Here is a 23,617-nt window from a genome sequence, read left to right as displayed (position 1 = left end):
AATAGAAATTATACTAACCAGAGTCATGAAGTTATCTAAACAAATCTTATGGATCACCGCTTTTGTTTGTTGCTTCTTTGCAACTACTGAACCGGTTTTCGCTCAACTTACCCCAGACACCCCGGTTCTGGAATCACCACCTGATGGAGCGACCAATCAGCCTACTACTCTTACGCTCGAATGGAACAGTGCTTCCGGTGCTAGCAGCTATTTATTACAAGTTGCCACAGATCCAAACTTTGATAATATTATTGTAGATGAATCCGGCCTTACCGGTACTACATATGAAGTTAGTGGTCTTAATTATGAAACGACTTATTATTGGAGAGTGCGATCTTCTAATGGGCTACTATTAAGCGGTTGGTCTGATATCTGGAATTTTACAACACAAGAAGATGTACCTGAGCCGCCTGAAACACCTATCCTTGCTTCACCTGCCAATGGAGCCAATGAGACCTCTACCAGCCCCACCCTGCAGTGGAACAGTGCCGACCGGGCCGATACCTACCATGTTCAGGTAGCCACAAGCACAGACTTCAGCTCTCCGGTGGTTGATCAATCCGGGCTGAGTCAAACTAATTATCAACCGGCCGGGCTCAACCATTCTACCACCTACTATTGGCGGGTTCGGGCGGCCAACCAGGGAGGAAACAGCGAGTGGTCTGACATTTGGAGTTTTACCGTCAAAGATCCCCCGGCTACTCCACCGAATGCCCCCACTTTGGTTTCACCCTCAAACGGGGCAACCGGAGTCGCAACCAACCCCACCCTGCAGTGGAACAGTGCCGACCGGGCCGATACCTACCATGTTCAGGTAGCCACAAGCACAGACTTCAGCTCTCCGGTGGTTGATCAATCCGGGCTGAGTCAAACTAATTATCAACCGGCCGGGCTCAACCATTCTACCACCTACTATTGGCGGGTTCGGGCGGCCAACCAGGGAGGAAACAGCGAGTGGTCTGACATTTGGAGTTTTACCGTCAAAGATCCCCCGGCTACTCCACCGAATGCCCCCACTTTGGTTTCACCCTCAAACGGGGCAACCGGAGTCGCAACCAACCCCACCCTGCAGTGGAACAGTGCCGACCGGGCCGATACCTACCATGTTCAGGTGGCTACAGATAACAGTTTTAATAATTTGATTGAAGAAGTCGAAGATCATGCATCTACTACTCATCAGTTATCAGGCTTGGAATCTGTTACTACTTATTATTGGAGAATCAGAGCTTTTAATGATGCAGGTAAAAGTGATTGGTCAGAAACCTGGAATTTTATCACTAGGTCACAGAATTCTCCGGTTATCATTAGCAATCCGGCTAAGCAGGAAATTGTTGAGGCGAAGCGAACTTATACCATTACATGGTCAGCAGACGAAAGCATTCAAAATTTAAATATTGAGTACCGCCTTCACCCCGACAGTTCATGGATATTGATAGCTGATGAAGTCAATGCCGGTAGTGGTTCATATATTTGGGATGTACCAAATTATTCTTCTGACCAAGCCAACATTAAAATTTCAGACACTCAAAATCCTGACAATTATGCTATAAGCTTGCCATTTATTCTTTATGCACAATCTGTTTTTTTAGATCATACTTTTTCTTTTCCTTCTACTTTTTCCAGCAACAGTTATCGGCTAATTGGAGTGCCGGCTCAATCAGAAATATCTTTAGATCAGTTATTTAAAGGTACACATTCCAAAGACTGGAATGCTTTTTGGGATAATGGTTCAGATGAAAATTATCTTATAGAATTCGATGGTTCAGAACAATTTATACTGAGCCCCGGAAGAGGATTCTGGGTTCTTAGTAAAAGAAAAGTTCAACTTAAAGATTCAATCCCAACTGTACCACTAAACAATGAAGCAGCATACACAATTTCTCTGCACCCCGGATGGAATATTATCTCTAATCCTTTTAATCAAGCTGTATCCTGGAGTTATGTTCAATCTGTAAACCAATTAGAAGATGTTATTTGGGAATTTAATGGCTCCTTTAGTCAATCAGAAATTTTACAGCCGTTCCATGGCTATTACTTTTTTAACAGGGATTCCTTGCAGCATATTCATATTCCTTACCCCAAACCTGCAATTTCTAAGGAAAAATTTACTGCTAACAATCAAAAAATACCTGCAAAACAAAGTTTAGATGTTTCAGTATTAAAAGACGGGAAAAGCTATTCAACCATAGAAGCCGGAATTAATACAAATGGAATAAAGAGAGTCTATCAATTTGCACCTCCGGGTGATTTCGAGCCTTACAAACTTACAATGATACCCGATAATAAAAGTAAGAGTCTAAGCCGTCAGCTTGCTATAGATTTACGAAAGCAAAAAAATGGCTTACATGAATTTCAGCTGCAATTAAAAGCTAAACCTGGTTCTGAAATTTATTTGAGAATTAGCGGTCTACAAAACATAGCTCCTCATCAGGCAGTTCTGGTAGATATACAGACAGCCAAAACTCATAAACTTTCTGATGATAAATCCATTTATTTGAACCCCAAAAAAGAAATCACCTACTATTCATTACTGTTAGGAAACTCAACAGATATTGAGGAAAATACTCGAAAAGTTGTCCCAAGTGAGTTCAAGTTAGCTCAAAATTATCCAAACCCATTTAACGGGCAAACCGTCATTGAATACAGTATTCCAAAACAAGTCGGTCAGGTTCCTGTACAGTTAGACATTTTCAATATTTTGGGACAAAGAGTCCTGACACTAATAAACTCACAACAACAACCCGGTTTCTATCGGGTTCGGTGGAATGGAGAAGATGCAAACGGCCAACCTTTGTCAAGTGGTGTTTTTATTTATCGACTAAAAACTGGTAAAAAAGTGCTTTATAAAAAGCTTACCCTTATTAAGTAAAGCTATGGATAACATTATTCCTTATTAAAAAAGGAATGTCCGGGCTAAAAGACCAATTCTACTACATCAAATGTAAATTTTTATGATTTTTTTGTAGGATTTGGAACATTTTGGTGAATTAAAACTTAATAAATAAAAGTGTCATTTTATCAAGTTTTGAAACATTAATAAAGCTCTTTCGATCATGAAAAAGTTTCCTATACTTATTTCATTGATCCTTATATTTAGTTCCTGTGAAATTTTTGTTACTCCAAATTCAGTAGGGAGTATTAAAGAGACTGACATTTGGGTAAGTGCCTATTTCGGAGCCTGGAATCATCATGCTCCCCCTGGAGGAAATTGGGGTAATTTACCAACTGAAGAAATTGATTGGGATGCTTTTACTCATCTTTTTTACTTTGCATTAACCGTTGATCAAAATGGTAATCTTGCTCCTATAAAAGAATATGAAACCTTCAGTCCAAGCCGTATTAAATCCATTGTATCGGCTGCACATAGCCATAATACCCCCGTACTTTTTTCAGTTGGCGGTTGGGGAAACTACTCCGGTTTCAGTGAAGCCATTAAATCAGATTCAAGAGAACATTTCATAAGAAGTATAATAATGGTTATGGAAAAATGGGGGTTTGATGGGGTAGATATTGATATGGAGCCTATTAAACCCCATGATGAAGAAAATTATAAAGCATTTATTACAGAACTTCACAGCCAGCTACAAAAAAGACGAACTCCACTTGGTCTAACACCATATCTGACAACTGCTACCAATTGGAGTCCAAACATATTTGCGGAGCTCCATACCAAATTTGATCAGATTAATTTAATGACATATGACTTTAGCGGTGCATGGGAAGGCTGGGTCAGTTGGCATAATTCTCCCGTATATAGTGGAGGTAAAACGTTTCTTGATTCGGATAGGCCGCTTCCTTCAGCAAACAGTGAAGTTGAAAAATTTTTAAAAGCAGGAGTTCCTAAAGAAAAACTTGGGATTGGAATAGATTTCTATGGATATGTGTGGTCCGGATTTGTCACTGGACCTCTACAAAATTGGACCATCCCTCCTACTGTACAATCAAATGTGCCTTATCATCAAATAATGAAAGAATATTTTGAAAAAGAAAACTATCAATGGGATGCAGAAGCTAAAGCTGCTTACTTAAGTAAAGACCACCTTATTCCGTTATACAAGCAATTCATTTCATACGATGATGAAAAAAGTATAGAAGCCAAAATAAATTATGTGCGCGAAAAAAATATTGGCGGAGTAATAATATGGGACTTAAGCGGAGGGTATCAAAAAGAAGCGCCTAAAGGAAAAAAAGATCTTTTGCTGCAAAAAGTAAAAAAAGAACTGCATCGGTAGTTATAAATATAAAACCAACACGAATCGCTTATCAAAATTGTAAAGCTCAGATACTTATCTTTTTCAAATCCTACTGAAATCTGAGTTATTATTTAAAAAAATTCAATCTGCTCTTCTTAATACTTACACTTTAGCGCAATTTATTGTCTCAAAAAATGAGACAACATTGTAAAATTAAGTATAACCCCTCCTATTTATAACGATAAAGTGTAAGAAGAATATTTGTTACACTTATATAAAATCTAATACTTCTGAAAGTTTTTTTATTAAAAAATTTTAATAATTTCTTCACCCCTTAAGATAATGTTTATTAGATATATAGATTGCCATGTAATTTCTTTTTCTCATTTTTTTTACAAAACAATCTTTTTTTTTGGAACAAAACGTAATATCATTGGGTACACAATTGTGATAAGATTTATTACAATTTTCAATTATTATTTATTACATAAAAATAGTTGAACGTATTACAATCAAGAGGCCACGCCAAGTACATCTATTGATTTAGATCACCGGTTAAGACAGCCCTTCTTAAGCTCAATATTTGAGCTATTAACCAAACAAGAGATAATAAACAATCATGAGAAAACTAGCATTCTTAATCATTGCATCTGTTTTTTTGAGTAATTGCTCAGAAATAACAGGTCCTAACCTGGAAACAAATAATAACCAAAACTCAAAAGAGGAATACTCTTCAGAATCAAGTAAACAATCTAAAGTGGAAACCAATACCGACCTATGGGTTGGTGCTTATATGGCTTCCTGGAATCATTATGTAGAACCCACAGGAAACTGGGGAAATCTGCCAACCGAAGAAATTGACTGGGATGCTTTTACGCATCTGTACTATTTTGCATTTAGCGCAAAAGCAGACGGATCACTTTCTGCAGTAGCAGCTTATGAAAACCTAAGCCCTGAACGTATCAACTCGATTATAACGGCAGGTCATGAAAATGGTAAACCCGTTATGTTCTCGATAGGTGGATGGGGCAATTACGACGGCTTTTCCAGTGCTATCAAACCAGCTAATCGAGCCACCTTTGTAGCTAACATTGTAAATATAATGGTACAATGGGGATTTGATGGTGTAGATATCGATATGGAACCTATACAAAGTGGTGATGTTGATAATTACATAGCATTCATTGATGAACTAAACCTTGCGTTAGAAACGATTGATGTCCCTTTGGCATCTGAACCATTAGTCTCAGTTGTAACAAACTGGCATCCTGAATTATTTGGTCAAATACATGACAAGGTTGACCACGTTAACTTAATGACATACGATTTTAGTGGTGCATGGGAAGGCTGGGTAAGCTGGCACAATGCAGCAGTTTACAGCGGAGGACTTACTTTCCCTGGAATGTCTAAACCATTGCCTTCTATTGACGAAAAAGTAAAAGCTTTTATCGCCGCAGGAGTACCTGCTTCCAAAATAGGAATTGGGATCGATTTCTACGGTTATGTATGGAGTGGAGGAACCGGAACCAATACAGGCGGTGTTACCAGCCCGAACCAAGCTTGGGATACTGCACCAACAGTTCAGGATAACGTTCCTTATCACAAAATTATGAATGATTATTATCACGCTGATAATTATAGATGGGATGATCAGGCTCTCGGAGCTTATTTGAGTATTGACCAATCCGGAAGTTCAAATGACAAGTTTATCTCCTATGACGATGAGAAAAGCATTCAAGCTAAATTTGATTACGCTCGTGAAAAAGGATTAGGTGGAACTATCATTTGGGAACTGAGTGGTGGATACAGAAAAGATCAGCCGGAAGGTCAGCGAGACAACCTCTTACAAGCTGTTAAAGTGGCTATGAACAATGGTTCAACTACTCCAACTGAGCCTGAAAAAGATATAACAGCTCCTACCGTAAACGTTACAGCCCCTGCTGATGGCAGTACAGTTTCAGGTATCATAGATATCAATATTGAAGCAATAGACAATACTGATGTTTCAAATGTTGAACTTTTTATCAATGGAGAATCAGTCCATAATTTCAGCTTTGATCCCTATATCTATAGTTGGGACACTAACACAAGTTCAAGTAATCTTTTATCTTCTACAGATCTTAGTACTTCTGAATTAAAAGCAGTTGCATCGGATGCAGCAGGAAACACCTCTACAAGTGTGATTAATGTAACTGTAGACAACTCTACACCTGATGAAGGCAACGATAATCCGGAAGAAGATAACACTGACGATGGAGCTACAGACACCGTTGTGAGTGATGTGATTTTCGGTGATGAGCTGAATTCCCCCTGGATTAATGCATCTTGGAGTACCATAGTTGATTTTAACAGCAATGAGAAAGTTAAATCAGGAAATAAGTCGATCAAGATCGAGCAAAACCGTTGGGGCGGTTTTTCCCTGCACAGCGGAAGTTGGGGAAGCCCGCAAGAAATCATCTCCTCTGATCATGAATTCGTTGAATTTTCAGTATTTGCACAAGATCAACAATCTTCATTTAATGTAATGCTGCAAAATGACAGTGGTCAATCCTTCCCCAAAGTTTCTATTGGAGAAATTGCAGCAGGAAAATGGACTTTAATGCAAATTCCGGTTAGTGAACTCAACCCTAACAACCATGCAGTGCACCGTATAAGCATCATGGAAATAAGCGGCGATACCAGAACATATTATATCGATAACTTCAATTTATTAGGATCAGGTACAAACGGTTCAGTAGATGATTCTGAACCGGAACCAGCCCCTACTAGTTATCAAGAAGTTTATACTGATGATCTGATTTCCCCGTGGATAAATACATCATGGAATGCTTCCATAGACTATCAGAATACAGAAAAGGTACAAAGCGGAACACGCGCAATTAAAGTTGTACAAAATAAATGGGGCAGTCTTTCCATGCATAGCGGAAGTTGGAGCAATGCCCAAAATGTGAACCCTTCCGAATATTCGGCTATTGAGTTCGCAGTATATTCAACCAGCAGCGAAAATTCATTCAGTGTTATGTTAGAAAATGATGAAGGACAATCCTTTCCTAAAGTCAAACATGGTTCTATTCCGGCTAACCAATGGGTAATCATTAGCATCCCCATGTCCGAGTTGAACCCAAATAACAATACTATTCATCGAATTGATCTTTTGGAAGGAAGTGGAGTTCAAAAGACTTACTATGTTGATAATCTCCGATTCAAGAAATCAACAAATAGTTAATAAATAATAAATATGGCAGGCTTAGTCCACCATTTGCAACTTTTATCCGAACCGGGGGAACCCGGTTCGGATTTTTATTTGATTTTATTTTTTTCAATATTTACAGCGGTGGTATAAAGAATCCTCTCCGTCATTTCATTGATTATTTAAGATATGGGGTGAGATGCTTAAAATTTAATGATTAGCTATTTTATCGTTGGCTAATTTCATATCTATCAAATTATCTGTATTTCATTTGCTTTTAAAAACTATCCTATGAATAAAAAGCTTTCTAAAAAAATCATTATCAGTAACAAAGTTACCAGTACAAATGACATACATAAGATTTTAGATGAAATTCAAGAGGAATTGCTATTGCTAAATATTAGTAAAGCTGAACTTACCGTTTTACTAACCTCTATTTCAGAAGTCTATCGGCTTTTTCTTAATATTTTTAAAGAAATACACACCACAATTAGCAGCCTTGAAAACAGTCAAGGTATCGGAGTTTCTTTTTTAGTAAAACAAGTAAAATTAGAAGGCTCTAAAACTCCATCTACTGCAGGTTCAACAGAAGTGAAAAAAAAGGCAGAAAGTAAACTCACAAAGATCAAAACTGTATACGACAAATTCATAATTGAATCTGATAATGATAACCTTATCAGTCTTACACTAGAAAAATGGTTTAATGAATCAGGCATAGATCATTATATCAATAAAAACTAAACTACTTTTTTGTCTAAATTTGAAACATTATTAAAAAAAAGAGGAAGCCCCAAATTATCCATTTGAGGCTTCCTGGCTTGTTGGCTTGTTGGCTTAGGGGTTTTTTGTTTTATGAATGGAAGAAGCACCCTCTAAAGGGGTGCTTTTTATCTCTCTTAACCAATCATGAGGTACTACTCTGCCCATTGTACTTATTCAATTTGTTGTGGAGAGTCTGACGACTAAACCCTAAAATTTTTGCTGCCTCTGATTTATTATTATCTACCATAGAAAGAGTTTTGTTGATCAATATTCTCTCTGCTTCCTGCATACTGGCACCAACTGGAATATTTAATTCCTTTTGGGAGTAAGACCCATTTCCGTTGTTTTCAATTTTTTGATAGTCGAAATCGTGGCCATTACTATAACTGTTCTCTTTCATTGTGTATCTTTGATGGCCATTATCTAGCCTTGTAGTTGAATTAACCAAATCGTTATTAGATGCTCCTTGATTACCTTCATATTCCTTAATTCCTGAGATATCATTTGTAAGATAAGCGGGACGAATAGTAGAATCCTGACACATTATAACGCATCTTTCCATTGTATTTCTCAGTTCTCTTACATTACCCGGCCAATTATATTCTAATAGCAATTGCATACTTTCGTCCGATAATTTTTTGCCTTCACATTTATATTTTTTAGAAAACATATTCAGAAAACAATTGACCAAGGCCGGTATATCTTCCTTTCGTTCTCTTAAAGGAGGAATATGCAATTCAATGACACTTAATCTGTAAAAAAGATCTTTTCTGAATTCACCATTTTTCATCGCATCAGACATGTCCCGATTAGTAGCTGCGATAATTCGAACATCTGTTTTAATTTCCTTTTTCCCACCAATACGTCGAAAGGTTTTATATTCAACAGCCCGCAATAATTTTACTTGCATATCCAAGCACATCTCACCTATTTCATCTAGAAAAAGAGTTCCATTATCAGCTAACTCAAAACATCCTTCTTTTTGTTTAAATGCCCCTGTAAAAGCCCCTTTCTCAAAACCAAATAATTCACTTTCTACAATATCTTTTGGAATGGCTCCGCAATTAAGGGCTACAAAAGGTCTTTCTTTTCGTCCACTTCGGTGATGGATTAACCGGGATACAATTTCTTTCCCCGTTCCACTTTCACCGGTCAAAAGCACAGTAGCTTCTGTTTTGGCAATCCTGTTAATTTGGGAACATAACTCCTTCATGGATGGAGATTCCGCTATAAAAATGGGTTCGATTTTGTCCTTACTTTCCTTATGGTATTTACTATCACTTTGCATAATCTTCTTCTTTAAATAAAATTAAAATTAGGGCTCTTCAATTAGTTGATGAGTTAATGCGTATCGGGTTATTGCAACATTTGATCTTAGCCCCATTTTATCCATTAATCTTGATCGATATGTGTGTATAGTCCTGGTACTCAGGGAAAGATCTTTTGCTATTTCTTTGATCTTTTTACCTGATGCAATCATACACATTACCTCAAATTCACGGTCTGAAAGTTTTTCATGGGGTGTATTAGATTCTCCCTCATTTACCTCCCGAACCAATTGCTCAGCAACTTTATCACTGATATATCTCTTATTTCTATTTACTATCGTTTCTATTGCATTCAAAAGCTTACCGGTAACACTTTCTTTATTTAAATATCCATAGGCTCCGGCCTTAAGCGCCCGTACTGCAAATCGATCTTCCGGATGCATACTCAGCATCAGAACACGTAAATCTTTGTATTTTTGCCTAATCTCATTTAACATATCTAATCCACTTTTACCCGGCATTCCTATATCCAGAATTAATAAATTGGGCAATTCTTTATCCAACAAGTCCATCAGTTCTTCTGATTCTGATGCTTCTCCGATAACCTCTATTTCGAGATCACCTTTTACCAGAACTTTTTTAATGCCCTCTCTTACCAGAGGATGATCATCAGCTATAATTACTTTAATCATCTTTTGGTTTGGTTAGTGTATAAACAGCTCAGAAATTTTGAAATAGAAACAACTCTGAACTTTTTGTAATTAATTTTAAAATGCATCGTATCAATTCTTTGAAACCTAATTGTTTGGATTTCATGGCTTAAAATAAAAGCGCTTCAAGTAGGTCTCTCACCTCTTGGATTACTAAACTGAACTCTATTTTTTGACACTCGAATAGACTTTCATCCTACTGCTCGAGTCAACTTATTTTTTTTATAGCTATGATTTTGCTCCCCATTCATCAGTTCCAAAAGGAACTCTTCATGCGGAGTTTCCGCATTTTGAAATGCCTTATTGTTATTACCGGATATCTTGGTTTCACTATTCAAATTATCCGGATCTAAAACTAATGGCTCGGATGTTTCCATATTTTTTGTATCCCTTTTCTTTTTTAGTTTTTAGCTAAATAGGTGTTGACTAATCCCGTCAAGCACTGAGGATAACATATAGATTGGAGAGCAAGTGCGGTATAGGAAAGAATCTGAATTTCTTGTCATTACAACCTCAATAGAAGTTGTCACATTTACCGCTATCTATTTGGCACACAAATTTATTATAAATGTGTAGTAAATTTTAGCAACACTTATAGTAGTATCTCTAATCCTGTCATTGTCTACTTTAACTGCAAAGTATTCTCTTTTTTCTGTATAAATTAAAAAGGCCACCCTTATAATAAGGATGACCTCTTTGCACCTAACCTAACCTTAACTTTAGGGGTTTATGAATGGAGTAAGCGGGTTAGTTATGCAGGTTTCAGTTTTATGGTTATTTTTTTATTACTGTCCTGGCTTGTGAGTTCAACATCTTTTGAGAATTCTTCATATCTCGGATCATCTACTTTAAGAGTATATTTTCCGGGACTGAGACTATTAAAGCTGAACTTACCTCGTTGATTGGATTCAACTTCTTTATTCTCCCCAACATCCCCAACAATGGTGACAAGAACACCGGGTACAGGTTGATTATTATCAGCATTGATAACATCCCCACTAATAGTAATCATAGCATCCGAACTTGCTTGGATGGTTTGGCCTTGCAGTGTTGAATTGACTGGCAAAAGTACCAACCCAAACAATATTGCAAATACACTTGATAGAATTGAATTTTTAAGTCTAAACATAACTTTTCCTCTCTTGCTTAATTGTTTATTTTACTTATTCTATAATGTAAAATTCTAAAACATGACGATAATATATATCATTAAATTCGTCACTTGATTTAGTTGATTAGTTATATCTGAAAAGTGGTTGAGGTGTTCCTTTCAAACACGTAAAAAAGAGCGGACACTTTTTGTCAAATACTTCTTTTCAGGGTGTGATATTTTCTTGTAGTGGTATTGCATTTTTTCTTATCTCGTTAGTTAATTTTATGAGACAAATATTTCTCACGGTGCAATCCAGACACTAACACCCACGTAGGTTTAGTAAAGAAAAGATAAGTTTTTTATTATGACGAGCGTATAAAATATAAAAGAGAAGTCACCTGTCAGGAAGTCTCTCCTTGACTTTTTGGAGTACTAAAATCAATTAAAGTTGATTTGATCTTTTTAACGAAAAAAGAAGCGTATATTTTTGAGTTAAAATGCAATCAATCAATCAGATTATGTTGCAGAGCATAACGAGTAATTTCTACATTCGAGTTTAGGTTTGTTTTCTCTTTTATTCTTGAACGATAGGTATGTACCGTTTGAATGCTTATAGATAATTCTTTAGCAATTTCATTTACTTTTTTCCCGGATCCGATCATGCACAAAATCTGATATTCCCTATCTGAAAGTGATTCATGAAGAGGCTGTTCGTGATTAAGATCAACCCGAGCCGCGAGCTGTTCAGCAACATTCGGGCTAATATATCTTTTCTTTTCCACCACAATCTTTCGGATAGCATTTACCATTTGATCTGAAATACTGCTTTTATTCAGATAACCTGATGCGCCGGCCTTAAGTGCCCTGATAGCAAACCGATCTTCCGGATGCATACTTAAAATCAATACAGGGAGGTTTGGATGAAAATCCTTGATATCCTTCAATACATCAAGGCCACTTTTACCCGGCATTGCTATATCTAATATTATAATATCTGCTTTTTGCTCCCTCAGCATATCCATCAATTCATGAGCATCAGAAGCTTCCCCGGAAACCTCAATATCAATAGTACTCTGATCCACGACTTTTTTTATCCCTTCTCTTACAAGAGGGTGATCATCTGCAATTATTACTTTTATCATAACAAACCTCCTTATTTATTCTTCTCCGTTTTTTCAAACGGAATCGTTAAAACAACCTTGGTTCCTTTTTCTTTTTCTCCTTCAATACTTACACTACCCCCAAGAAGCTGTGTGCGCTCTCTCATTCCGATAAGACCTAATGAGGTTGACGCTTCTTTTTCTTTTTGAGTAATTCCAATACCATCATCCACGATAATCAACTGTATATGATTATTTTCTTTTCTTAAGTTAATGTCAACTGTCGTAGCCTTAGCGTGTCGAAGTACATTCGTCAATGTTTCCTGAAAAATGCGAAACAGGGTAGTTGACTGTTCATCGTCCAAAAAATCGGTATCAGAAATGCCAGAACTAAAATGGATATCTATTCCTGTACGATTACTGAACTCCTGAGCCTGCCATTCAATGGCGTCTTTCAGTCCTAGATCATCCAAAACTTCAGGCCTCAATTCGGTAGTTATTCTCTGAACAGATTTAATAATCACGTTGATTCTTTCCAATACTTTCTGTGCTTCATTATGAAAAAAAGTGTGGGTATCATCTGGAAGCATTTCTCGCATTTCACTATTAAGCATAGAGATGTCCATCTTAAGAACAGTCAACATTTGTCCTAATTCATCATGTACTTCTCTCGAAATTCGAATTCGTTCCTCCTCTCTGGCACGCTCAATTCGTGCTGACAGCTTCCGAAGCTGTTCGCTATATTCTTTCAGTTTTTTTTCTTTTTCCTTCTGCTCGGTAACATCCTGCCCCGTACCAATCATTTTTACGACCTTATCATTCTCATCTGTAATCATGTGCCCCATACATAACAGAGTACGTACTTCACCATCCGTTCGTATTATTTTATGTTCAAAGGAACAAGACTCTTTATTTTCCAGGCACCTTTTGATGATACGTTGCGTTCTTTCCCGATCATCCGGATGAACCCGTTCGATAAAAGTATCATAACTATGATCAAAATTTTCCGGCTTAACTCCGTATATCCGGCACATTTCCTCTGACCATTCAAGTTCATTTCCTTTTATACCCGGATTCCATTCCCAACTGCCAACTTTTGCAATGCGCTGTGCTTCAGCAAGCTGAACTTTGTTTTCCTCTAACTTTCGGATATTGCTAATGCGATCGGTTATATCGCGTGAGTTAACCACTACAACCGGGCCGTCCATACTATCCGGAATGTTCTTGGCTATGCTTTCCAGATAAACCCATTTTCCACTCTTATGTCGAAATCTGTATTCAGCCGTGTGTACAAGGTTGGGATTAGCCACAACTTCAGCAAATAATTTCAAAACCTTTTCTCTGTCATCTTCATGCAAATATTGGAAAGCATCTCTGCCATTTAACTCCTTGGGTTCATACCCCAGAATACGTTCCACAGAAGGACTTTCATAACGAATAATACCTTTATGATCGAGTATGGTAATAATGTCTTGTGCATTTTCAATTAGTGTCTGGAAATAAGCCCTGCTACGCTGAAGTTCTTTCTCGGCTTGTTTACGGTTTTCTATTTCTTTCTCAAGCTGGTCATTTTTTGTATTGAGCTTTTTAATCATATCCCGATAACTTCGCAGCCTTACTTCATACGGTGCCAGCCACTCAGTCAGATAACGGGAAGCCCTGTTAAATTTTTCCTTTGTATCAAACTCTAACCCATTTTCATTCAGCCTTAACTGAGCACTTTTATACATTTCGATTATGTTCAGCTCAGTATATCCTTCCTGTAAGCTTTTTCGGCCCATTTCATAAGCCTTAGCCAATATTTCTTCCTTTTCATTGACCAAATAATCTTTAAGGCCTTCATAAAACTGCTCAGTGATATATCTTCCAACCTTAGTTTTCATATTGAAATCCTTCTCCCAAATACTTTCCAGCAATAATTAATGCATCATCAGATTTTTTGAAATAATTAGAAGCTACGAATTCAACAATTTCTTCGGGGTGCTCACTAGCATTTAATTCATCTACATAATCATGCTCCACACCATCAGTTGTAAATACTACAATATCATCTTTAAAAATAGGAATCATAGCTGCTTGAAGTGATGGTAATTTGTATCCTATCACGCCGCCTCTTAATACAATTCGTTCCAGTTTTTGGCCGACTTCAGAATGAGCACGAAATAATACCCCTTCTACATTTCCTACTCCAATCCACGTCATCATATTTTCCTTTGAATCTATCAGAGCCAGACTCATTACAACCCCTCGGGTTTGCCGAAGTTCTTTATGGCATCGGTGAATAAGATTAATAAGGGATTCTTTTTCAAATGATTCCAGCAAATCGATAGCTTTTTTACTCGCCTTAGCCGCACTGACTCCATGTCCAAGCCCATCTACTGCTGCAACTAAAACTTTTCCATTTGACTTTTTTACCAAGCTAAGGTCGCCACAAATTTTCTCTCCTTCCTTGGGGAGTCGTGCTGAACTCCATGCAATAAACTTTGTTTTACCGGTTTCTATTTTATGATCGTTAAAACTCATATTTATCAAGCCATTTTGCCATAATTACAGTGGTTCCCTTGCCAATATTTGAATGTATTTCAAATTTGTCCATAATTCTTTTTGTACCCGGCAAACCGATTCCCATACCGCGACCAGTGGAATAACCTTCCTGCAATGCTTTTCTTACATCTTCAATACCCGGTCCGGTGTCCGTGACTGTAATCAAAATCCCTTCTGAGTTTTTATCTTTATCAGGTTCAATCTTAACCTCTCCTGTACCTGCATATTCCAATACATTTCGGCAAATTTCTGAAAGAGCGGTAGCTATAAGGGTTTGATCGCTACCCTCGAAACCAATTTGTGCGGCCATTTTTCTGCCAAAATCCCGTATGGAAACCAAATCTAAATCAGAGCCTATCGGAAAAACTTCCGCGGTCAGCTTCTTAAGATCATTTTCAGTTTTTTTGGAGTCCTTATCCATCACGATTGTTACTTCTTAGGCTGCTATCACCTAATTAATATACTATTAATTTTTTACGACCCGGTTTAACTTCTTTTGGAATAACATATATAAGTTGTTTGCTATCCTTGACAATACATTTTCAACTGATTGATAGAGTAACCTTTTACCCCCTTAGTATACAGTCTAATCTGTACCAAGAAATTCAATTACATTAATTCTCGTTGTTCGGTTGATTGAAATCATCCAAAAGAGCTAACCCTTCCTCCAAGTCCAATGCTGTTTCCAGATGCCCCAAACTCAGCCCCAACTGAACCATAGCTAAAGCCACATCAGGCTGAACCCCTACAACTACAGTTGGTGCTCCCCTAAGTTTAATCATTTGGGCGATATCTTTCAGAATACGAGTTGCAAAAGAATCCATAACATCCAGTACGGTGACGTCGATAATAACTCCACGCGCCCTTACTTGTGAAACTTTGGCAACAAGGTCATCTCTGAGTTTTAATAATTCTTCATCGCTAAGTGACGACTGAACCGAGGCAATTAGGTAATTACCTTGTTTTAGGATAGGTACTCGCATTTAGGATCTTGGTCATTAATCAGGTTTAAGTTTGGCGCTGTGCAGGCTCTACCTGTTGTACTCTGTAACCGAGTTTACGTTCCGCTTCTTCAATACCACCCTGCAAGTCACCAACCGTAATAATCTTAGTAAGATCGACTCCTATTGTAACGAGTGTTTGAGCAATTTCTGAGGAAAGGCCGGTAACAATCACACTAGCCCCCAATAATCGTGTTGCATCTACTGTTTGAACGAGGTGATTGGCTACCTTTTCATCCATAGTCGGCACCCCGGTTATATCAATCACAACTACTTTAGCCCTATTTCGGCGAATAGCCTGCAAAAGTTGTTCAGTAAACTGCTGTGCACGCTTTGGATCAATAATACCAATAATCGGCAAAATGAGAAGTCGCTCGCGAACCTGAAGCACCGGCGTTGACAGCTCACGGATAGCTTCCTGTTGTTCACGAATCACCCTCTCGCGCTCCTGAACAAAACCTACAGCAACGGTATTTGCAATGCGGTTAGCTGCGGGTTCATAAGCATCCAGAATCCGATTGAGTTTGCTGAAGTCATCACGATATTTGGCAAAAAGAGATCTCGCCAAAACATCACGAAGCAAAAGCACAATCCCAACAACCTCGTGCGTTTCTACCCCTCTGGGAATAATACGCTCAGAAAGATTTCGGGCATAAGATTGCAGCGCTTCATAGGTCCCCGTTTCTAGTGCTTCTACATAATTATCATATACAGAAGTAGCTTCTGCTAAAATCTCTTCCTTATTCATAGCTCTCAAAAGTTCAGCTTCCTGAATACGTCGAGCCCATTCCTCCCTTAGTTCACTTCTTTTTTGTCTAAGGTGAGCGACAAGCTCACGCAGCAGTGAAGCAGTAGACTCGTCAGGCGGTTGGCCCGGGATATTGGGATACTTTTTATCCTTCTCGTTTTCGGATTTATTTTCCTTAGTATCGCTTTTCTTAGCCATAAATTCTGACCTCTTTTTTTTACACGATGTGGGTATTAACGCAATGAGTATAAAAAAGAGCTGTCGCAATCGAAGTAGCGATAAGTATTAAATAATCGTCGCATTATTTATTACATATCAAAACAATGCTTTTAAGACATCCTAATGTACTAAATTGATTCATCCTGAAGTCCTATTTACTCTCATTTCTACCCCAAATAACCATTGATAAATTAACTGACACCAGATTAGTTCATGCATGTTGTAACAGATTCTGCTCCAGATCATGGATAGAATGCAAGGTTTTGAATATGGAATCAGGTGTAACAGAAATACTGTCAATGCCATGATATACAAGAAATTCGGCAAAGTCGGGAAAATCCGATGGGCCCTGCCCGCATATACCAACTTTGGTTCCTGTTTTCTTGGCTTTTTCCAATAGCATGAGAATCATGCGCTTTACCGCTTCATTCCGTTCATCATAGACGTGAGCAACCAGTGATGAATCACGATCAAGACCTAAAGTTAGTTGTGTCAAATCATTCGAACCAATCGAAAATCCGTCTATATGAGCAGCAAACTCTTCAGCCAAAATAATATTTGAAGGCAGCTCAGCCATCAGGTAAACTTCCAGTCCATTTTTCCCTCTTTTCAGGCCAAACTCTCCCATCGTCTGCAGCACTTTCTGCAATTCTTCCGGGGTTCGACAAAAGGGAATCATTACCGTGATATTGGTCAGCCCATATTGATCACGCACCCTTTTAATAGCTTTACACTCCAGACCAAAAGCTTCTTTGTATTTATCGGAATAATACCGGGAAGCTCCCCGCCAGCCTATCATGGGATTCTCTTCTTCCGGTTCGAAATAAGAACCACCCAACAGGTTTTTATACTCATTTGATTTAAAATCTGAAAACCGAACGATTACCCGCGAAGGATAAAAAGCCGCACCAATATGGGCTATGCCAAATGAAAGCTTTTCAACAAAAAATTCACTTTCATCATCATAACCATAAATGATCTCATTAATCTTTGTACTCAGCTGTTCATCACCAATCTCCTTATGATGCAAAAGAGCCAGGGGATGTATTTTTATGTAGTTATTAATGATAAACTCTTCCCGGGCTAATCCCACGCCTGAATTGGGTATGCCGCTGAGCCTAAATGCAAGATCCGGCGAGGCAATGTTCAACATAACCGGGGTCTGAGTTGCCGGCAGCTCAGTTATTTTATGATGAATTTCTTCGTAATTAATAACCCCCTCATAAACTTTTCCGGTAGCGCCTTCGCCGCAGGATACAGTTACTTTTTGACTTTTCTTCAGGCATTTTGTCGCAATTTCCGTTCCTACAATAGCGGGAATTCCCATCTCACGTGCCACAATTGCGGCGTGACAAGTACGCCCCCCTTTGTTAGTGATAATTGCGGAAGCTTTTTTCATTAGCGGTTCCCAATCAGGATCAGTCATTTCCGTGACCAGTACCTCACCGCTTTGGAAACTTATCTCATCAGCCGAACCATCCCGACCATCAAGCGTATGAATAATATTCACCTTCCCGGAACCTATTTTATCTCCTACAGCTGTTCCTTCTAAAATTAATTTACCCTCCCGGTTTTTATCATCGATTTTAAACTCTGTGAGCGTTCCCATGTTATTGGAATGAATCGTTTCAGGACGAGCCTGCACAATAAACAGCTCATTAGAAAGCCCGTCATAGGCCCACTCAATATCCATGGGTGACCACCGTCCATTGCGTTCAGTATAGTGTTTTTCTATCTCTACAACCCATTCGGCAAGCTGCAGCACATCGTCATCACTGAGACAATATTTATCCCGCATCGATTCCTCAAGGCTTAGGCGCTTAGTCATTTCATTCGGTTTGTGACCATATGCCAGTTTATGAGTTTTGTTTCCCAGTTTCTTCCCTATGATTGCCTTTTTACCCTCTTTTAGAGTCGGTTTAAATACAATAAATTCATCCGGTGAAATTTCGCCCTGTACCAGCAGCTCACCTAATCCAAAGGTTCCGTTTATAACCACCGTATGTTCAAATCCACTTTCCGGATCGATGGAAAATGCCACCCCGGAGGCTCCAAGGTCAGAACGGGCCATCTTTTGAATTCCTACTGAAAGCTTAACATCCTTATGGGCAAAATCAGTGGAAGCCCGGTAGGAAATTGCACGGTCGGTAAAAAGCGAAGCAAAACATGCCTTAATAGAACTTAAAACACTGTTGGGACCACGGACATTAAGAAAGGAATCTTGCTGCCCTGCAAAAGAAGCTTCCGGCAGGTCTTCAGCCGTTGCCGAAGAACGAACTGCGACATCAGTAGAATCTTTACCATATTTTCTGGACAACTCTGTATAACGGGTTTTAATCTTATCCTGAAGATCTTCCGGAAACTCTCCATCCAGAACAATCTGGCGTATCTCCATACCTGTTTTACGTAACTGCACAAGATCATTAACATCCAGCTTTTCAATCATTGATCGGATTTTATCTTCAATTCCGTTTTCTTTCATGTAGCGATCGTAAACCTCCACGGTCAAGACAAAACCTTCCGGAACGCTGATACCCCTGCTTGACAGACTGCTAATCATTTCCCCCAGTGAAGCATTTTTCCCCCCTACCTCATCTATCATTTCTAAACTCACTTCTGATAAATTCTTAATCATAGCTATTTTATTTTGATTATCGATTCATGAACAGCTTCTTTCAATATTTATTTTACTTTTGAAATAGATCTGACAATAAGTATGCCAAACCCTATAAACCCATCTTTAATTAGCACAAACTTGCATTTCTCGCTGATACATCCTCTTCTCCTGATATTCATTCCATCATTTTAGCTGTGTATTATTTGAACATCATCTTCCCAAGATGTCCAAGAAATTGACAGGTGGTTGGGATTTTTATACGCTACGAAAGCTTAAAGTCGCAAAAGAACAGGGAAGATGAATAGAATCAATCCTTAGCCAACTTTTCCAAAGTTGATTTGGAAAACATATTGAACTTCAAGTCCCCAGTAACTTTGGAAACGTTTATAAGAGAAGGCGGGGCATCGTAATAAGGAAGAAACAAAAAAAGCCTGACTCGCTTTTCGCAAGTCAGGCCTGTCCGCTCCCCGGGTAGGATTCGAACCTACGACCAATTGATTAACAGTCAACTGCTCTGCCACTGAGCTACCGAGGAATGTAGTAGTTCGTCACAATAAAAACCCCTCTTGAAGGGGCGACAAATATAACCACATTGCTTACCTACTTTCAACACTTTTCTTCACTTTTTATAGAAAACTTTTTCCAGCACTAATCCTTTGGCCGGAGCAGTGAAAGTAGGTATGGATGAACCGGGGTTTTCAAGCGCTTCTATAAACTCTTCTTTGCTCATTTTACCCTGTGCTACACGAACCATCGTACCTACTAAACGGCGGACCATATTCCTCAAAAAACGGTTGGCCCGAATGTTATACCGGATGATCTCCCCTTCTGCCTCAAATTCAGATCTTTGGATTTCACAAAGTGTGGTGTAATTATCTTCATTGAACTTGGAGAAACCTGAAAAATCAAACTCCCCTTTTAGCAGGGCTGCGCATTCATGAAGCTTGTTCATATCCGCCTGTTGCCGCAAAGACCAGGCAAGATGCCGTCTTAACGGAATCGGCTTTTGTGTGATGGTATATACATATTCTCTGCCAATCGCATCGAAGCGTGCGTGAAAATCATCAGCTATCGGCTCATATTCGACGATTTGTATCTCCTCACCGGCCATTCCGTTGACCCCAAAAATCAGTTTTTCGAGATTGGTTTCATCCGGAAGATCAACATGCGCTACTTGTCCGCGGGCGTGAACACCGGCATCGGTTCGCCCCTGCCCAATCAAATCCACCGGACGCTGAAGAATTTGGGAAAATGCATCCTCCAGGGTCTGTTCCACCGTTTTGTCATTTGGCTGAATCTGCCACCCGCTGAAATGGGTACCGTCGTATTCTATGGTGAGTTTATATCGGGGCATTGTTTTTTTGGAAAGATACAGAACCGGCGAAGTTTTAACAGATTGTTCAGGTAATTTTTTGTTATTGCTTTTTGTCAATAAGAAGTGAAGCCCGGAAAGGCTTCATTAAGGTACCGGAATAATTCTTATCCATCCCAACAATTCCCCATAGGCTACCAGCTCTTCCCGTTCCACAGCGAAGGGGTTCAGCCCTTCCCAACAACGAATACTCTTTAAAAATAAAACCATTAGTTCAAATTGGATGGTATTTTTTGCACATTTGGGGGAGAACAATTCAACATTTAAAATTCCTCAATTTAACATTTCCCCCCATGCGTATAGAATTAGATATCAAGCTTGGTTTTAAAAATGTAATGATTCGTCCAAAGCGTTCTACCCTGAAATCGAGGGCCAATGTTTCGTTGGAGCGCACTTTTAAATTCCTTCATGCCGAAAAAAACTGGACAGGGGTCCCCGTCATAGCTGCCAATATGGATACCACCGGCACTTTTGAAATGGCAAAAGCTTTGGCCGAACACAAAATGATCACGGCTATCCACAAGCATTATTCTGTTGATGAATGGAAAGATTTCTTTAAATCTGCCGATGACGATATTACCGAGTACATCGCAATAAGCACCGGGACCAAAAAATCAGATATGGTGAAACTCGAAAAACTAATGAAGGAATTCCCTCAGCTCCGGTTTATCTGTATTGATGTGGCCAATGGATACTCTGAACATTTTGTACAATTTGTGAAGAAAGTGAGAGAAAAATATCCTACACAAGTGATCATGGCTGGGAATGTGGTAACCGGTGAAATGGTGGAAGAATTACTCCTTGCCGGAGCGGATATCATTAAAGTCGGGATTGGCCCGGGTTCTGTTTGTACTACGCGGCTTAAAACAGGCGTAGGGTTCCCGCAACTATCTGCTGTCATAGAATGTGCCGATGCAGCTCATGGTTTGGGCGGACAGATTATCTCAGACGGAGGTTGTAAATCGCCCGGAGATGTTGCCAAAGCATTTGGTGGCGGAGCTGATTTTGTAATGCTTGGCGGAATGTTTTCCGGCCACGACGAAAGCGGAGGCAAAGTGGTGGAAGAAGATGGTGAAAAGTTTAAACTCTTCTACGGAATGAGCTCAGAAACAGCCATGGATAAGTATTTTGGAGGAGTGGCAGACTATCGGGCTTCGGAAGGTAAAACAGTAAAAGTACCTTATCGTGGCCCTGTTGAAGATACAGTTCAGGATATTTTGGGTGGAGTCAGGTCGACTTGTACCTATGTGGGAGCTAAAAAACTGAAAGAGCTTACCAAACGGACTACTTTCATTCGGGTACAAGAGCAACTCAATGAAATGTTTGAGGAGTGAAGTATGACTACTTACCCAAGCCTTTATGTTTAAGAACGCCATTGTCCGAAAGCCCTGCCCCAATATGGTTGAGGGTATTACTGAAGCTAATCTTGGTAAACCGGATTATCACAAGGCATTATTGCAGCATGCCCGGTATACGGGTGCTCTCAGGAAACTGGGATTGAAAATCCAAGTACTTGAACCGGATAACCGCTTTCCTGATTCTGTATTTATAGAAGATGTTGCTGTTTGTACTCCTTATTGTGCCGTCATTACCTGTCCCGGGGCACCCTCGCGCCGAGATGAGGTTTCAACAATCAGAGATTCCATTTATTCTTTTTATGAAAATGTGGAGCAAATCACTGAGCCCGGCAAACTGGATGGCGGAGACGTGATGATGGCAGGTACTCATTTCTATATCGGACTTTCTGGCCGTACCAACAAAGCCGGAGCCAATCAACTGATCAAGATCTTACAACAATATAATTTATCAGGATCAACTGTTTCTTTAGGAGAGGTGCTTCATCTGAAAACAGGTATCTCCTACCTTGAAAAAAATAACCTGTTGGTTAGTGGTGAATTCATTGAAAAAGAGGAATTCCGGGATTTTAACAAAATTATAGTCCCGCCTGAGGAGGCTTATGCCGCAAATTGTGTCTGGATAAATGGATCGGTGATTATACCCGCAGGATATCCTGTGACGCAGAAAAATATAGAAGAGGCAGGATATCAAACCATTACGGTCGAAATGACGGAGTTTGAAAAGCTGGACGGCGGCTTAAGCTGTCTTTCCCTCCGGTTTTAGGTGAACGCTAACCGACTACTTTAACAACCTAAAAATTATAGCCAGCTGCCCCGTATGATAGGCATTATGTTGCAATACAAGCAAAGCTTCCCGTAATAAGGTTTGTCCATCACCATGTTCAAAGGGTTTGGTAAGGCCGTTACTTTCGTCTAAAATCAAATTCATTATTTCATCCCGTTCCTTGAAGAAGGCTTTCTTGAGTTCTTCCCAGTCCTCTTCGGTTTTGGGAGCCTGTTGCAGCGGCCAATAGTCCTCCGGCCATTCCATGGGTTCATAATCCGGATTCCGTGCAAAGTCGAGAATATCAAATTGTGCTACCCGCATATGAAAAAATTGTTCGTAAAAAGAATAAGGTAAACCGGAAGGTCTTTCCCCGAGGTTTTCAAAGGCCACTTCACTCAAAAGATCTTCAATCTTCAAGAAAGCCTGTCCGCCCTCCAGTTGTTGGATAAGTTGTTCGCGTGTTATTCGGTGTGAATTAACTTCCATGGAATCTTATACTTGATTGGTTATTATGTATTCACTTAAATAACAGTCAGACCGAAATCATTCAACTGAAAAAATAGTTTTTATACCGGGTTATTTTCTTTCCAAAGTTTTGGAGTATCAGCCGGGTATTTACCAAACGTAACTCCATTTCATACCATAAAAATTAGTGGATTTATATAGCCTGCAGATT

At 39.1% G+C, this 23,617-nt stretch carries 19 protein-coding genes and 1 tRNA gene; 6 read left to right on the top strand and 14 right to left on the bottom strand.

Annotated elements, in window-relative coordinates:
* The first annotated feature begins 25 nt into the window (after positions 1-25).
* The 4 genes from HUJ22_RS02505 to HUJ22_RS02490 all read left to right on the top strand — a co-directional run bounded on the left by HUJ22_RS02505 (position 26) and on the right by HUJ22_RS02490 (position 8,124).
* A complete protein-coding gene (locus HUJ22_RS02505) occupies positions 26-2,869 on the top strand; it encodes a fibronectin type III domain-containing protein (RefSeq protein WP_290873263.1) in 2,844 nt (947 codons plus the stop codon).
* A gap of 184 nt (positions 2,870-3,053) precedes the next feature.
* Positions 3,054-4,232 carry a glycoside hydrolase family 18 protein gene (locus tag HUJ22_RS02500; protein ID WP_290873260.1) on the top strand — a complete coding sequence of 393 codons (1,179 nt, stop codon included), beginning with the start codon at positions 3,054-3,056 and terminating at the stop codon, positions 4,230-4,232.
* A 580-nt stretch (positions 4,233-4,812) separates the two neighbouring features.
* Positions 4,813-7,419, top strand: coding sequence for a glycosyl hydrolase family 18 protein (locus HUJ22_RS02495; protein ID WP_290873257.1), 2,607 nt, complete (start codon positions 4,813-4,815; stop codon positions 7,417-7,419).
* A gap of 255 nt (positions 7,420-7,674) precedes the next feature.
* Positions 7,675-8,124: a hypothetical protein gene (locus HUJ22_RS02490; protein ID WP_290873254.1), complete on the top strand. Its 450-nt coding sequence runs from the start codon at positions 7,675-7,677 to the stop codon at positions 8,122-8,124.
* A 163-nt stretch (positions 8,125-8,287) separates the two neighbouring features.
* Here the strand turns inward: HUJ22_RS02490 and HUJ22_RS02485 are convergent, their stop codons facing one another.
* The 13 genes from HUJ22_RS02485 to truA all read right to left on the bottom strand — a co-directional run bounded on the left by HUJ22_RS02485 (position 8,288) and on the right by truA (position 20,799).
* Complete coding sequence (locus HUJ22_RS02485; protein ID WP_290873251.1) at positions 8,288-9,433, bottom strand: sigma-54 dependent transcriptional regulator; 1,146 nt, start codon at positions 9,431-9,433, stop codon at positions 8,288-8,290.
* Positions 9,434-9,460: 27 nt separating this feature from the next.
* On the bottom strand, positions 9,461-10,105 hold the full coding sequence (locus tag HUJ22_RS02480; RefSeq protein WP_290873248.1) for a response regulator transcription factor: 645 nt from the start codon (positions 10,103-10,105) through the stop codon (positions 9,461-9,463).
* Positions 10,106-10,314: 209 nt separating this feature from the next.
* Positions 10,315-10,500, bottom strand: coding sequence for a hypothetical protein (locus HUJ22_RS02475; RefSeq protein ID WP_290873245.1), 186 nt, complete (start codon positions 10,498-10,500; stop codon positions 10,315-10,317).
* 374 nt (positions 10,501-10,874) lie between these two features.
* Positions 10,875-11,252, bottom strand: coding sequence for a carboxypeptidase-like regulatory domain-containing protein (locus tag HUJ22_RS02470; protein ID WP_290873242.1), 378 nt, complete (start codon positions 11,250-11,252; stop codon positions 10,875-10,877).
* A gap of 467 nt (positions 11,253-11,719) precedes the next feature.
* On the bottom strand, positions 11,720-12,358 hold the full coding sequence (locus HUJ22_RS02465) for a response regulator transcription factor (RefSeq protein WP_290873239.1): 639 nt from the start codon (positions 12,356-12,358) through the stop codon (positions 11,720-11,722).
* Positions 12,359-12,369: 11 nt separating this feature from the next.
* On the bottom strand, positions 12,370-14,199 hold the full coding sequence (locus HUJ22_RS02460; protein WP_290873236.1) for a PAS domain-containing protein: 1,830 nt from the start codon (positions 14,197-14,199) through the stop codon (positions 12,370-12,372).
* Complete coding sequence (locus HUJ22_RS02455; RefSeq protein WP_290873233.1) at positions 14,189-14,839, bottom strand: SpoIIE family protein phosphatase; 651 nt, start codon at positions 14,837-14,839, stop codon at positions 14,189-14,191. The genes HUJ22_RS02460 and HUJ22_RS02455 overlap by 11 nt, the downstream gene beginning before the upstream one ends.
* Entirely contained in the window at positions 14,829-15,281 is a 453-nt protein-coding gene (locus tag HUJ22_RS02450) for an anti-sigma regulatory factor (RefSeq protein WP_290876620.1), read from the bottom strand. Before HUJ22_RS02450 ends, HUJ22_RS02455 begins: the two co-directional genes overlap by 11 nt.
* A gap of 193 nt (positions 15,282-15,474) precedes the next feature.
* The gene (locus HUJ22_RS02445) at positions 15,475-15,843 is read right to left on the bottom strand and encodes an STAS domain-containing protein (protein WP_290873230.1); all 369 of its coding nucleotides are present in this window, start codon (positions 15,841-15,843) and stop codon (positions 15,475-15,477) included.
* Between the two features lie 25 nt (positions 15,844-15,868).
* Positions 15,869-16,807, bottom strand: a complete 939-nt coding sequence (locus HUJ22_RS02440; protein ID WP_290873227.1) for an STAS domain-containing protein — start codon at positions 16,805-16,807, stop codon at positions 15,869-15,871.
* Positions 16,808-17,039: 232 nt separating this feature from the next.
* Positions 17,040-19,463, bottom strand: a complete 2,424-nt coding sequence (ppsA, locus tag HUJ22_RS02435) for a phosphoenolpyruvate synthase (protein WP_290873223.1) — start codon at positions 19,461-19,463, stop codon at positions 17,040-17,042.
* Between the two features lie 445 nt (positions 19,464-19,908).
* Positions 19,909-19,980, bottom strand: a tRNA-Asn gene (locus HUJ22_RS02430).
* An 84-nt stretch (positions 19,981-20,064) separates the two neighbouring features.
* Complete coding sequence (truA, locus tag HUJ22_RS02425) at positions 20,065-20,799, bottom strand: tRNA pseudouridine(38-40) synthase TruA (RefSeq protein ID WP_290873221.1); 735 nt, start codon at positions 20,797-20,799, stop codon at positions 20,065-20,067.
* 311 nt (positions 20,800-21,110) lie between these two features.
* Between truA and HUJ22_RS02420 the strand changes: the two genes are divergently transcribed.
* Both HUJ22_RS02420 and HUJ22_RS02415 read left to right on the top strand, forming a co-directional pair.
* Positions 21,111-22,151 (top strand): GMP reductase, encoded by a 1,041-nt coding sequence (locus tag HUJ22_RS02420; RefSeq protein WP_290873219.1) that lies wholly within the window; start codon positions 21,111-21,113, stop codon positions 22,149-22,151.
* A 25-nt stretch (positions 22,152-22,176) separates the two neighbouring features.
* Complete coding sequence (locus tag HUJ22_RS02415) at positions 22,177-22,938, top strand: arginine deiminase family protein (protein WP_290873216.1); 762 nt, start codon at positions 22,177-22,179, stop codon at positions 22,936-22,938.
* 15 nt (positions 22,939-22,953) lie between these two features.
* Here the strand turns inward: HUJ22_RS02415 and HUJ22_RS02410 are convergent, their stop codons facing one another.
* A complete protein-coding gene (locus tag HUJ22_RS02410) occupies positions 22,954-23,427 on the bottom strand; it encodes a DinB family protein (RefSeq protein WP_290873213.1) in 474 nt (157 codons plus the stop codon).
* Positions 23,428-23,617: the final 190 nt, after the last annotated feature.

It is taken from the genome of Gracilimonas sp., assembly GCF_014762685.1.
Taxonomy (GTDB): Bacteria; Bacteroidota; Rhodothermia; order Balneolales; family Balneolaceae; genus Gracilimonas.
Note: the sequence above shows the minus strand (reverse complement) of the source record. Positions and strands in the feature narration are given on the sequence as shown.